Here is a 12,425-nt window from a genome sequence, read left to right on the forward strand (position 1 = left end):
CTTGTAATAAGAGTCTTTCTTTTTTTAATCCAAATATCTCCTTTTTATAGTAAACATTATCAAAACGCTTACATTATAGTCGCGAAATCTGTCGAACGAATAAGTACGTAAATTGTTGAATTTTGTATTATACACTATTAGACTAGTAAGAGTGTAAAAATTGTCTTGACTTACCGCGAGTGTTTACTACACAAGGAGATGTGTAAATTTAGGAAATTGCAATTTGGATATAGAATGTTAATTGTTCTATGTTAATATAAGTAAGTGCAGGTGATTATTGTCGTATTCTGTTAATAGAACGTAGGGTCTTTAGTTCTCGTAAAAAAGTAATAAATTAAATAGGGATGAGAGTCGAATTATAGTGTTCAGCGGTGTGGTGACGAGAGTGGGGAAGAGCCTCTGTGTTCTTTGAATTCAAAAAAAACAGAGCCTTAAGCTATTGTTCTCAAAATGAAGATTAATAGCTCAAAACTTTCATTACTCACAACTTACTATCCGAATATACTAGGAGGACTTGATAAATGTATAAAAAGGTTCGTAAAGCAATCATTCCAGCTGCTGGGTTAGGAACTAGATTTTTACCAGCTACCAAAGCAATGCCTAAAGAAATGCTTCCGATCGTCGATAAACCAACGATTCAATATATTGTCGAAGAAGCAATTGAGGCTGGGATTGAAGATATTATTATTGTAACTGGTAAAGGGAAGCGGGCGATTGAGGATCACTTTGACCATGCGTTTGAGTTGGAGCAAAATTTAATTGAAAAAGAAAAGTTTGATTTGCTCGATAAGGTGCAGGAAGCTTCTAAAGTGGATATTCATTATATTCGTCAAAAAGAGCCAAGAGGATTAGGGCATGCTGTTTGGTGCGCACGAAATTTTATAGGAAATGAGCCATTTGCTGTTTTATTAGGTGATGATATTGTCCAAGCAGAAGTACCATGTACCAAACAGTTAATCAATGTTTTTAATAAAACAGGTGCATCAGTTATAGGTGTTCAAACAGTCCCTAAAAATCAAACACATCGCTACGGAATTGTGGAACCAATCTCCCAAAAGGGTAGAACTGTAAAAGTAAGTAACTTTGTCGAGAAACCAGCGCCAGGACAAGCACCTTCTAATTTGGCTATTATGGGACGTTATATACTTACACCTGATATCTTTAAACATCTGGGAAAACAGGAGACTGGTTCCGGTGGAGAAATACAATTGACGGATGCCATTCAAAGTCTGAATAAAACGCAGTCAGTTTACGCTTATGATTTTAAAGGGATACGTTATGACGTTGGAGAGAAGTTAGGTTTTGTTACAACTACAATCCAGTTTGCTCTTCAAAATGAAGAAATGAGAGAAGAACTATTGGATTTTCTGAAAAATGAAGTGGTAAAGGGAGGACATATTAATAATGCCTAGCACAAAAATGGAAACAATTAATAATAAAACAACGATCTCAAGAGCGAAAAGTGAATCTAGCAAACTTTATGCTTTTTCTAAAAGAACAATAGATATAGCGGGTTCAATAATAGGAATCCTTTTAACTGCACCGATAATGGTTGTTATCTTATTGGCTTTTTTAACAGAGGAGAAAAAAGGGTCTGTTCTCTTTAAACAAGTACGAGCAGGCAAAAATGGAGAGAGGTTTCACATTTATAAGTTTAGGTCTATGGCCGTTGATGCAGAGGAAAGACTTAAGTCGGATAAAGCATTGTATAAAAAGTATGTAGAAAACAATTATAAGCTTGAGCCAAGTGATGATCCCCGAATTACAAAGTTAGGAGCGTTTCTAAGAAAAACAAGTCTTGACGAGCTTCCGCAACTTTTTAATGTATTAAAAGGAGATATGAGTTTAGTTGGACCAAGACCAGTAGTAGAGAAAGAGTTAGTTGAATATGGAAATCGTGTTGATAAGTTTCTATCTGTAAAACCAGGTGTTACGGGCTATTGGCAAGTGAGTGGGCGTAGTGACGTCGTTTATCCAGAGAGAGTGGATGTTGAATTATATTATGTGGACAACCAATCTTTAATTTTAGACATTAAACTCCTGGTCCTAACCGTTTGGACTGTATTAATTAGAAAAGGTGCTTATTAAAAACTACACAAATAGAGGAGCGAAGAAGTCTTGAGCAATCACCAAAAAGAAGTAATCTCTGTACTAATTCCGACTTATAACGCTGCTAAATATATAGAGCCTTTAATTGGTTCCTTGCAAAATCAACAGCTAAGTGATATCCAAGAATTGGAAATCATAATCATCGACTCTTCTTCTACAGATGATACGGTGAATCTAATAAAAACGAATTATCCTGATGTTAACGTAATAGTAATTCCGAATAAAAGTTTTGATCATGGTGGATCAAGGAATCATTTAGCAAGTTTAGCAAAAGGCGATTATTTATTATTTATGACACAGGATGCTGTCCCTTATAATGAATATTTACTTCAAAACCTTGTTAAATCGTTTCAAGACCCTGAAGTTTTGATTGCTTATGCAAGACAATTACCTAAAGAGGACGCACATCCATTAGAAGTATTTGCAAGGAATTTCAATTATCCTAATAAGGCAATTAAAAAAGGTAAGAATACTCTTGATGAATTAGGGATTAAAACCTTCTTTAATTCAAACGTTTGTAGTATGTACAAAAAAGAATTATTTGATCAATATGGTGGTTTTCCAGAGAAAATTATCTTAAATGAAGATATGATTTTAGCATCGAAAGTTATCCTAGATGGAAAATATGTCCATTACAACAACGAGGCAATTGTTTATCATTCGCATAACTACAGTTTGAAGCAACAATTTAAGAGATATTTTGATATTGGAATGGCTTTTTCCGACACAAGCTATTTATTAAAATATGCATCAAATGAAAAAGAAGGAATGAAGATGGTTAAGACGCAGTTAAGATATTTGATTTCTGAAGGTAAAGCCTTAACCGTTCCATACGCTATTTTAGAGTCGGCAGTTAAATTAAGCTCATATAAGTTAGGGAAGAAGCATTCGATTCTTCCTTACAAACTCAAAAAATCTTTTTCGGCGTATATGAAGTAGGTGATAAAATGGTGGATCTAACATTTGTGGTTATAAATTGGAATAGTGGTTGGATGCTTGATCGTTGTTTACCTACCTTGTTAAAACAAGATGGTTGTAAGGTAGAAGTTATTGTCATTGATAATGATTCCAGTGATAACAGTCTGGAGATACTTGAACAATTCAAGCAACAAGTTAAAATTGTGGCTAATAAAGAAAATACTGGTTATAGTAGAGCGGCAAATCAAGGAATTACATTAAGTAGTAGCAGGTATGTTTCCATTATTAATCCAGATGTGATGTTGTCACCTAATTATGGCTATCATATCGTGAAAAAAATGGATGAGAACAATGCCATCGGTGCAGCAACAGGTAAGTTGATTAAGTACGATTTTAAAACAAACAAGTCTTTAGATGTTATAGATAGCACAGGAATTGAAAAAGACAAAGGTTACAATATGTTTGACCGTGGACAAAACAGTGAAGATTTAAATTACTATGATTCAAAGCAACATGTATTCGGAGTCTCTGGAGCAGCTCCCTTATATAGAAAAGAAGCATTAGAGAGCGTTAGTAGATCAAATGAATTTTTTGATGAGGATTTTTTTGCTTATAAAGAAGACATTGATCTTAGTTGGAGATTGAATATTTTCAATTGGAAATGTGTGTTTGTTCCTGAGGCAGAAGGCTACCATGGAAGGGGTTTTGGTGCTCCTGTCAATAAAGGTTTAAAGGAAAAAATTAAGTTTAGACGAAACCAATCACTATTTTTAAGGAAATTATCGTTGCGAAATCATTATTGCTTACTGATAAAAAATTTGAAGTTAAGTGAGTTGAATTTTCACATCATCAAAAATGAGGTGTCAAAATTTGGATACTGTCTTTTATTTGAGACTAAAACATTGAATGCCCTTTTTGAACTTATCCCGTTATTACCAAAAATGCTTAAGAAGAGGAAGTTTTTATTCGATAATGCTAAAAAGTGTAAATTTGACTGATCTGCACATAGATCAGTCAAATTTTTGAGACGTCCTTGAACAAATAATCTAGATAGTGGTGAAAAACCCGATGATACTATTAGTATTTTTACTTAGTTTTTTTTTAATTCTATCTTTAATTATTCATAAAAAGATATTTATTCTTCCAAATATATTTATTGGAGTTTGGTTACTTACGATTTTATTGTATTCATTAGAGTTAAGTCATAATCAACCACCATTAAGCAATACAACTATTGTGGTGTTACTTATAACCTTTTCAGTTTTTATTGGTGGTTACTATTATACTTTTTTGTATTATGTTCCAACCTATAAAAAGAGAAAAAGTTCACTTGAATCAAAAAAAAAAACAGAACCAGTAAAGAAGCTTTTTGCTGAATTACATCTTAACGAGAATTTCCTTAAGATCAGCTTTTATTTATCCATAACTCTTATTGGGTTAGAAGTTGTATATAGTGGAGGATTTCCTTTAATTTGGAATATAACTGGGGCAAGTAAAAACTATTTTGATTTTGGTATCCCTACTTTTCATGGTCTGTTAATGAGTTTCATTTTATTTCTAAGTTCATTTTTATATCTAGCTTATAAAAAGACGAAAAAAAGAAACTATTTATTTTATTTGTTTGTGATATTCGTAGTTCTCATCCTACTTTATACTAGGCAAAATATTATAATACTTTGCTTTCAAATTATGCTATTACATCATTTCATAATAAAAAAAATAAACTTTGCCAAGTTGTTTCCGTTTATAATCATTTTTGTTTTTATCTTTGGGATTTTAGGGAATTATCGAACTGGTTTTCAGGAATTTTTAGCTGTAGCCAATTTTAAAGGGGAGCATCAGAGTGAGCTTTTCTCTGGGGTGTATTGGGTTTATATGTATTTGGTTATGACCCTAGCTAATCTAGAAAATTTATTTAATATGCCGGTAAGCGGTTTTGGACATGGAGCTTACATGTTAAATAATTTTTTGCCAACAGTATTAGTAGAACATCTTTTTGATAATCTATCTTTACGAAGATATTGGCTCGAACATCCAAACTTCACCGTATCCGGCTATATGGTTCATTCCTTTTTAGATTTTGGTCCGTGGGGTGTTTTTATCTATACATTTATTTTAGGTGTGATCTGTTCAATTGTTTATCATAATTTTATCTTTCGTAGGACGGTAAAGAATACTTTTATCTATTCGATTATCATTATGATCATCTCTTTATCTTTTTTTGTTGACTATCTGCTATATTTACCGATTTCCTTTCAACTCTTCTGGATGATCGCTCTAAATAAATTTATGGTTAAAAGAGAGAAAGACTTGGTGTTTATTAACAATGGTTAAAAACTATTTTTTTATGTTAACTACTCTTTTATTCAGAATGCTCGGTAATGTATTTATTTTTCTTATCCTTGCAAAATACTTGAATGCTGCTGATTTTGGTTTATTTATTTATGTATTTACGCTTGCGCTATTGCTTGCAATTATCGTTGATTATGGATTTCCACTTAAGCTGTATCGAGACTTAAGCAAAGGAAAGGGAGATTTTGATACTTTAATTCATGATTCATATAATGTCAAAGTTTTGTTGTCAGTTGGTTTGTCTTTGGTTGCAGTGATTATATATGTTTTTTCTGATATCTCATTTTATTTTTACTTTATCGTCATATTTGCTGCTGTCATTAACTCTTTTTGTATCTTTTATACAATACCTCTTCGGGCTGTTGAAAATTTTAAGTTAGATACACTAATTTCGGTTGTTGGAAATGGCGCCTTGTTTATCTTGGTGATGATGGCTTTATATCTAAATGGAAGTATTGAAGCAATTGCTACAGCAATCTTCATTTCAAGATTGTTCAATTTGATCTTTGTCAGGAAGTGCCTAGCACGGTACATGAACACGTTACCGAGTATCTTGAAATTTCCAATTAATAGAATGCCTTTAGACGTATTTCGCTCGAATTTCCCATTTGCGATCCACTTAGCTGTTGGAACTTTATACATTCAGCTTGACACAATTATCATTAGAAATATTTTAGGAGATATCGATGTTGGGATATACCAGTCTGCATTTAGGATATTTCTCGGTCTGTTGATCTTTAGTGAAGTATTAAACAATATATATATACCAAGGCTTGCTAAATTTTCTGAAAGTGTTTCTTCCTTACTAACAGAATCGAAAATGATGTATCGTTATCTCCTATTATTAGGAGCCGTAATATCATTAAGTTTATTTAGCTCCGCTGATGTTCTGGTTGCAATATTATATGGACAAGCCAATCCAGACATTATCCTGCTAGTAAAATTATTTACCGTAGCATTACTATTCAGATATATTAGTTCTGTAAATGCAACTTTGCTTACGATTAGTGATAAACAGAAAATTCGTGTAATAAGTGTGTCAATTGTCCTATCAATCAGTATTGTTTTAAATCTTCTCATAATTCCTATATACGGAATTATGGGAGCGGGCGTTATTGTTGTTGTATCATCAATTTTATTATCCATCAGTTATGAACTGTTAACAGTCTTTACTTATAAAAGGACATTTTTGACATATGACGTATTGATTTCTTTTTTTATTTTACTAATCGGTTATGGCCTACTTTATGTTTTCAATTATTATTTTGCTTTAGATTTACTAATTAGAATAGTTTCTTCCGTATCTGTTTTGCTTATCACTTTTGTTGTTATGGCTCAAGTATTAAAAATAAAGTTTAAAGATGTGAGGTTAAGTTAATATGAAAATCCTTGTTATTAATCAACATTCGAACAATTTTGGGGACGATGCTGCAGGAGTAGCAATGTCTCAGCAAATCCGTAAAAAATTCCCAGAGGCGTCGATAGAATACATTTACCATTCTTTCAAAGAAGTTTCGCCTATCCCATTCCACGATTCAAAAACAAAGCATCATACTGACCTATTGCTATTTAAAAAAGATATTCCAGATGCATTGAAATACTTATGCTCTAGGGCGTTTGGATTTAATCCCCTTAAAAAAGGAACGTTAAACAAAAACGTTAAACTAATTAAAGAAGCAGATGCTGTTATCGTGTCACCGTGTGGAGCAAATATTGGTATTTACCAAGATTGGATTTTCTTGTTGCGTGTTCTTATAGCTGTCTTAGAAGGAAAAAAGCCAATTTTTCACCTGAATACTATTGGAAAGAGTAAGAATGTGCTCTTTAATTTCATAGCAAAATACGTATTAAAAAGATCAAAATTGTATGTAAGAGAAAATAAGAGCAAATTAGAGTTAAACTCCTGGGGACTTAAGCCTGAACATGGAGTAGATACTGCTTTTAGTTTAAAAGAAGATCCTGAATTAATAAATGTTCAATTCAGTGACAGTGAAGATAAATCTTATATTGCATTCATTCCAACTAGATTTGATAACTGGCATGTTCACTATCGTAATAATTCTATCGATACTAAACTCATGGATACGATTATTCCAGAGATAGTAAAGGTAGCAAAAACAAATAACCTTGGAATTAAAATAATACCTCACTTAACAGGTTCTTTAGATGAAAGTGATTTTCTTAAAACTTACAAAGATGAGTTTATTAAACAAGGCTTAGATAAAAACGAAATCTCAGTTGTAAAAGAAGTAAAGACACTTTTTGATTATGAACAAGTTATTAAACACGCGAAATTTGCAGTGTCAATGAGATATCACGGTGTTATCTTTGCTATCAAGAAAATGGTCCCTTTCCTATCATTATCTTACGAAAACAAAATGTCAGAAGCATGTACCTACTCTGGGATGCTTGATTATGAAATCAAGATTTCAGAAGCGAACTCAGACGATGTTGCGAGGAAATTGGATGGTTTGCTTAAAAACGATTCGGTGATCCGTGAGAGCTTAGCTTCAAGATTGAATGTACTAAAGAAGCTATCAAGTCTGCCTATCCAAGGTTTGTACTTAGAGTCATTATTTAAGGATAAAAAATAAAGAATATAAAGAAGGTGTTTGGTATGAAAGGAATTATACTTGCTGGTGGGAGTGGAACAAGGTTATATCCTTTAACTAAAGCAGTATCTAAACAATTACTGCCAGTATATGATAAACCAATGATTTATTATCCAATCTCAATTTTAATGCTTGCTGGCATTCGTGACATTTTAATTATTTCCACATCACAGGATACACCACGATTCCAACAACTTCTAGGGAATGGACATGAGCTTGGCGTTCATCTGGAATACGCTGTTCAAGAGTCTCCTGATGGACTTGCTCAGGCTTTTCTTATTGGTGAGGACTTTATTGGCGATGATAATGTTGCTCTTGTATTAGGAGATAACATCTTCTACGGACATGGATTTACTAATCTATTAGAAAATGCAGTAATCCGTCAGACAGGTGCAACCGTATTTGGTTACAATGTAAAGGACCCAGAACGTTTTGGAGTAGTTGAGTTTGATCGTGATGGGATGGCTGTATCAATTGAAGAAAAACCAGAAGTTCCAAAATCAACATATGCTGTAACAGGTTTATATTTTTATGATAATCGAGTAGTTGAAATCGCTAAGCAAGTTAAGCCTTCTCCAAGAGGTGAACTTGAAATTACGGACGTGAACAAGGCGTATTTGGAAAGTGGAGAGCTTCATGTAGAGTTATTAGGTCGTGGATTTGCTTGGCTTGATACGGGTACACATGAATCATTACTTGAAGCTTCAACTTTTATTGAGACAGTAGAAAAACGTCAAAGTTTAAAAGTGGCTTGCTTGGAAGAAATCGCTTATCGCAAAGGGTATATCAGTACAGAACAATTGTTAGAATTAGCTGAACCTCTAAAGAAAAATGAGTATGGTCAATATTTAATTCGTTTAGCAAATTCAAATATTATCAGGCCATCTTAGAACTAGTATTTAGTTTATCAATTTTATATCTATACCTTATATAGCTAGGAAATAGATAAGGATTAAATAAAATTCTAGATAGGTGGTAATAATATGGAAATCAAAGAAACTCCCTTACAAGGCGTTGTTATAATTGAACCGAAAGTATTCGGTGATCACCGCGGTTGGTTTATGGAAACGTACAGCGAAGTTAAATTCAAAGAAGCGGGAATCAACTTAGTTTTTGTCCAAGACAATCATTCTTTTTCGGCAACGAAAGGAACCCTTCGCGGTTTACACTATCAACTAAGTCCAAAAGCACAGAGCAAGCTTGTTCGTTGTACAAAAGGGGCCATTTATGATGTGGCAGTTGACATTCGAAAAGGCAGTCCTACATATGGACAGTGGTTCGGCATCGAACTCTCAGCTGAAAATAAAAAGCAATTATTAGTACCGAAAGGCTTTGCACATGGCTTTATGACACTAACGGAAGAGGCAGAAGTTCAATACAAAGTGGACGAACTCTATGCACCGGAGTGTGACCGGGGCATTATGTGGAATGACCCAGTTATTGGAATTAAATGGCCGATGAATATTCAACCAGTCTTATCTGAAAAAGACAAAGACGCACCAATTTTACAAGAAGCAGACAATAACTTTGTTTATGGTGATAAATAAATGAAGATATTAGTAACAGGGTATACAGGACAATTAGGTTATGACGTCGTTCAGGAAGGAACGAAGCGTGGGTTTGAAATGGTCGGTATTGGCTCAAATGATGTAGATATTACGAGTGAAGAAAGTGTATCTGCATATATCTCAAATTTGAACCCGGATGCCCTTATCCATTGTGCAGCTTACACAGCTGTAGATAAGGCAGAAGATGATCGAGAAACAGTTTGGAACGTGAATGTGAATGGGACGAAGTACTTGGCAGAAGCAGCAAAGTCAGTTAATGCAAAATTCATGTATATCAGTACAGATTATGTTTTTGACGGTAAGGGTGAAACACCATTTATCGAAAGCGATAAAACAAATCCGATTGGTTACTACGGGTTAACAAAGCTCAACGGTGAAAAAGCAGTTCTAGAATTGCTGGAACAAGCCTATATTGTTCGAATTTCCTGGGTGTTTGGAAGAAATGGAAATAATTTTGTGAATACTATGCTTCGCTTAGCTGAGGCACGTGATGAGTTAAATGTAGTAGGAGACCAATACGGTTCTCCCACATACACGTTTGATCTTGCTCGTTTATTAATTGATATGATACAAACGGATAGATACGGAGTTTATCATGCTTCTAATGAAGGTTTTTGTTCGTGGGCTGAATTTGCAACTGAAGTTTTTAAACAGGCAGATAAACAAGTTAAAGTTCATGCAATTGCGACTGAAGACTATCCAACAAGAGCAGTCCGACCGAAGAATTCGCGCATGTCAAAACAAAAACTTATTGAAAATGGCTTCAATCCACTACCAAGTTGGCAAGGTGCGTTGAGCCACTATTTAAAAGATCTATCTTAAGAGGTGAAGTAAATGGTAAAGAAAAAAGTGCTGGTAACAGGCGGGGCAGGTTTTATTGGAGGAAATTTTGTTCAATACATGGTGAAAAAGTATCCTCAGTATGACATTTATAATTTAGATTTGTTAACTTATGCAGGTGACTTAACTAAGCATAAAGAAATTGAAAATGAAGAAAATTATCATTTTCTTAAAGCAGACATTGCTGACCGAGATGCGATCTTTGCGTTGTTTGAAACAGAAAAATTTGACTATGTTACGCATTTTGCGGCGGAAAGTCATGTTGACCGCTCGATTACAGACCCAGGAATCTTTGTGAAGACGAATGTACTTGGAACACAGGTACTTCTAGATGCATCAAAAAAGATTGGTGTAACAAAGTTTGTCCATGTTTCAACAGATGAAGTTTACGGAGAGTTAGACTTCGACCCGACGACATTCTTTACAGAAGAGACACCATTAGAACCAAACAGCCCATATAGCGCAAGTAAAGCTTCATCTGATTTATTAGTACGTGCCTATCATGAGACATATGGATTACCAATGAACATTACACGTTGTTCAAACAACTACGGACCCTATCATTTCCCAGAGAAGCTGATTCCGTTAACAATATCGAGAGTATTAAATGAAGAAAAAGTACCAGTATATGGTGATGGAAAGAATATCCGTGATTGGTTACATGTCATTGACCATTGTGCGGCGATTGACCTTGTCCTACATGAAGGAGTAAACGGTGAAGTATATAACGTAGGTGGACATAACGAACGTACCAATCTAGAAGTTGTTAAAACGATTATGAGCACATTAGGCAGGTCGGAAGACCTTATTGAGTTTGTCGCAGATCGTCTTGGACATGATAAGCGCTATGCGATTGATCCAACAAAATTGGAACAGCTTGGCTGGAAACCAACATACAACTTTGAAAAAGGAATCGCTCAAACAATCCAGTGGTATTTAGATAACAAGGATTGGTGGGAGCAAATTATAAGTGGTGAATATCAAAAGTATTTTGAAAAACAGTATACGTCTAAGTTACAGTCGTAATAAAAATCCCGAGTTTTAATTATGAGCTCGGGATTTTTATTGTTTGAATGGTGTTTTTATAAGTTAATATTATAAATTTCTCTTATAATATTGGGAACTTCATAGATTATTATCACAGTGCTTAAGTTTGTAGTGATTTTTTTATTGAGATTTCTCTATATAAACAGATATAGATATGGAGTGGCATCTTAAAAAGTCTATGTGTGTGAAAATTTCACTTCAGAAACTAACAAAAAACGAACATTATAGTTTGTTTTTTTATAATTTTGCCCGTCATTTGGGTTAATAGTTTTCAATTTAATTTGCTTTTTTGTACTATAATGTAGTTGAAGCCAAAAAGTTTATGTTTGGCGAAAAGCGGTTGAAAATTACAGTGGAATCTAATTTTCTAACCAAATGTATGATAAAATATCGCGAAAAATTCATTCCAAAAATAGTGCGAGTGAAACTAGATGAACTATCTCCGAAAAGAGGTCGAAAAATAGTAGTAGAAGTGCTGGATGACAAGGTAGAAGAGTAGATCGCAAAATAGAAGTGATTAAAGATGTTAGAGAACAAAAACAACTACAACTGATCTTATAGAGTAAATTATAACTTTAAGCCGCCTTTATATATTGTCACTGATGCAGCCTATGGTAGTGAACAAACAACGCAAATATATTCGAACAAGAGCGTATCCCTTTAATAACGTATAACATGTATCGTAAACAGAAGAAAAGATTAATGCTTTCGCACCCAACCAATTGCAAAAGGCTTCTAAGACGTTAAGGCTATTTTGCATCACCCGTTGTCAGTGAGAGACGGTGGTCAACTTGAGAATGTATATCGCCATGAGCGACAATGTGGAGACTAAATTATGAAAAGTCCAACTTAAAAGGTTCCGAACACCATTTTTGATGTCGGAACCTTTTAACAATTATTTTTGGCTAGTTATGTTTGAGCCTCTTCCTTTATCGGTTAATTACTAAAATCCTTTTTAAAAAACCATATAGGAAAGGTA

The 12,425-nt window shown here is 33.9% G+C and carries 11 protein-coding genes; all 11 read left to right on the forward strand.

Annotation, left to right across the window (positions count from 1 at the left end):
- Positions 1-521 precede the first annotated feature (521 nt).
- Positions 522-1,412: a UTP--glucose-1-phosphate uridylyltransferase GalU gene (gene galU, locus JCM9157_RS09420; RefSeq protein ID WP_035664149.1), complete on the forward strand. Its 891-nt coding sequence runs from the start codon at positions 522-524 to the stop codon at positions 1,410-1,412.
- A gap of 7 nt (positions 1,413-1,419) precedes the next feature.
- Entirely contained in the window at positions 1,420-2,088 is a 669-nt protein-coding gene (locus JCM9157_RS09425) for a sugar transferase (protein WP_052013057.1), read from the forward strand.
- 30 nt (positions 2,089-2,118) lie between these two features.
- Positions 2,119-3,048, forward strand: coding sequence for a glycosyltransferase family 2 protein (locus JCM9157_RS09430; RefSeq protein ID WP_052013048.1), 930 nt, complete (start codon positions 2,119-2,121; stop codon positions 3,046-3,048).
- 8 nt (positions 3,049-3,056) lie between these two features.
- On the forward strand, positions 3,057-4,025 hold the full coding sequence (locus tag JCM9157_RS09435) for a glycosyltransferase family 2 protein (RefSeq protein ID WP_081734119.1): 969 nt from the start codon (positions 3,057-3,059) through the stop codon (positions 4,023-4,025).
- Between the two features lie 70 nt (positions 4,026-4,095).
- Entirely contained in the window at positions 4,096-5,361 is a 1,266-nt protein-coding gene (locus tag JCM9157_RS09440; RefSeq protein ID WP_035664153.1) for an O-antigen polymerase, read from the forward strand.
- Positions 5,354-6,757, forward strand: coding sequence for an oligosaccharide flippase family protein (locus tag JCM9157_RS09445; protein WP_035664154.1), 1,404 nt, complete (start codon positions 5,354-5,356; stop codon positions 6,755-6,757). The genes JCM9157_RS09440 and JCM9157_RS09445 overlap by 8 nt, the downstream gene beginning before the upstream one ends.
- Position 6,758: 1 nt before the next feature.
- Entirely contained in the window at positions 6,759-7,973 is a 1,215-nt protein-coding gene (locus JCM9157_RS09450; RefSeq protein ID WP_035664155.1) for a polysaccharide pyruvyl transferase family protein, read from the forward strand.
- 23 nt (positions 7,974-7,996) lie between these two features.
- Positions 7,997-8,881 (forward strand): glucose-1-phosphate thymidylyltransferase RfbA, encoded by an 885-nt coding sequence (gene rfbA / locus JCM9157_RS09455; RefSeq protein ID WP_035664157.1) that lies wholly within the window; start codon positions 7,997-7,999, stop codon positions 8,879-8,881.
- A gap of 93 nt (positions 8,882-8,974) precedes the next feature.
- Positions 8,975-9,538 carry a dTDP-4-dehydrorhamnose 3,5-epimerase gene (gene rfbC, locus JCM9157_RS09460; protein WP_035664159.1) on the forward strand — a complete coding sequence of 188 codons (564 nt, stop codon included), beginning with the start codon at positions 8,975-8,977 and terminating at the stop codon, positions 9,536-9,538.
- Positions 9,539-10,381, forward strand: coding sequence for a dTDP-4-dehydrorhamnose reductase (gene rfbD / locus JCM9157_RS09465; RefSeq protein ID WP_035664160.1), 843 nt, complete (start codon positions 9,539-9,541; stop codon positions 10,379-10,381).
- Between the two features lie 12 nt (positions 10,382-10,393).
- The gene (gene rfbB, locus JCM9157_RS09470) at positions 10,394-11,425 is read left to right on the forward strand and encodes a dTDP-glucose 4,6-dehydratase (RefSeq protein WP_035664163.1); all 1,032 of its coding nucleotides are present in this window, start codon (positions 10,394-10,396) and stop codon (positions 11,423-11,425) included.
- Positions 11,426-12,425 lie beyond the last annotated feature (1,000 nt).

Source organism: Halalkalibacter akibai JCM 9157 (assembly GCF_000513135.1).
In the GTDB taxonomy this organism is placed as follows: domain Bacteria; phylum Bacillota; class Bacilli; order Bacillales; family Bacillaceae_D; genus Halalkalibacter; species Halalkalibacter akibai.

Excerpts from the sequence above, each read along its gene's own strand:
- JCM9157_RS09435 (WP_081734119.1), top strand. The coding sequence starts at position 3,057 with ATGGTGGATCTAACATTTGTGGTTATAAATTGGAATAGTGGTTGGATG.
- JCM9157_RS09425 (WP_052013057.1), top strand. The coding sequence starts at position 1,420 with ATGGAAACAATTAATAATAAAACAACGATCTCAAGAGCGAAAAGTGAA.
- rfbB (WP_035664163.1), top strand. The coding sequence starts at position 10,394 with ATGGTAAAGAAAAAAGTGCTGGTAACAGGCGGGGCAGGTTTTATTGGA.
- rfbA (WP_035664157.1), top strand. The coding sequence starts at position 7,997 with ATGAAAGGAATTATACTTGCTGGTGGGAGTGGAACAAGGTTATATCCT.
- JCM9157_RS09440 (WP_035664153.1), top strand. The coding sequence starts at position 4,096 with ATGATACTATTAGTATTTTTACTTAGTTTTTTTTTAATTCTATCTTTA.
- JCM9157_RS09445 (WP_035664154.1), top strand. The coding sequence starts at position 5,354 with ATGGTTAAAAACTATTTTTTTATGTTAACTACTCTTTTATTCAGAATG.
- rfbD (WP_035664160.1), top strand. The coding sequence starts at position 9,539 with ATGAAGATATTAGTAACAGGGTATACAGGACAATTAGGTTATGACGTC.
- rfbC (WP_035664159.1), top strand. The coding sequence starts at position 8,975 with ATGGAAATCAAAGAAACTCCCTTACAAGGCGTTGTTATAATTGAACCG.
- galU (WP_035664149.1), top strand. The coding sequence starts at position 522 with ATGTATAAAAAGGTTCGTAAAGCAATCATTCCAGCTGCTGGGTTAGGA.
- JCM9157_RS09450 (WP_035664155.1), top strand. The coding sequence starts at position 6,759 with ATGAAAATCCTTGTTATTAATCAACATTCGAACAATTTTGGGGACGAT.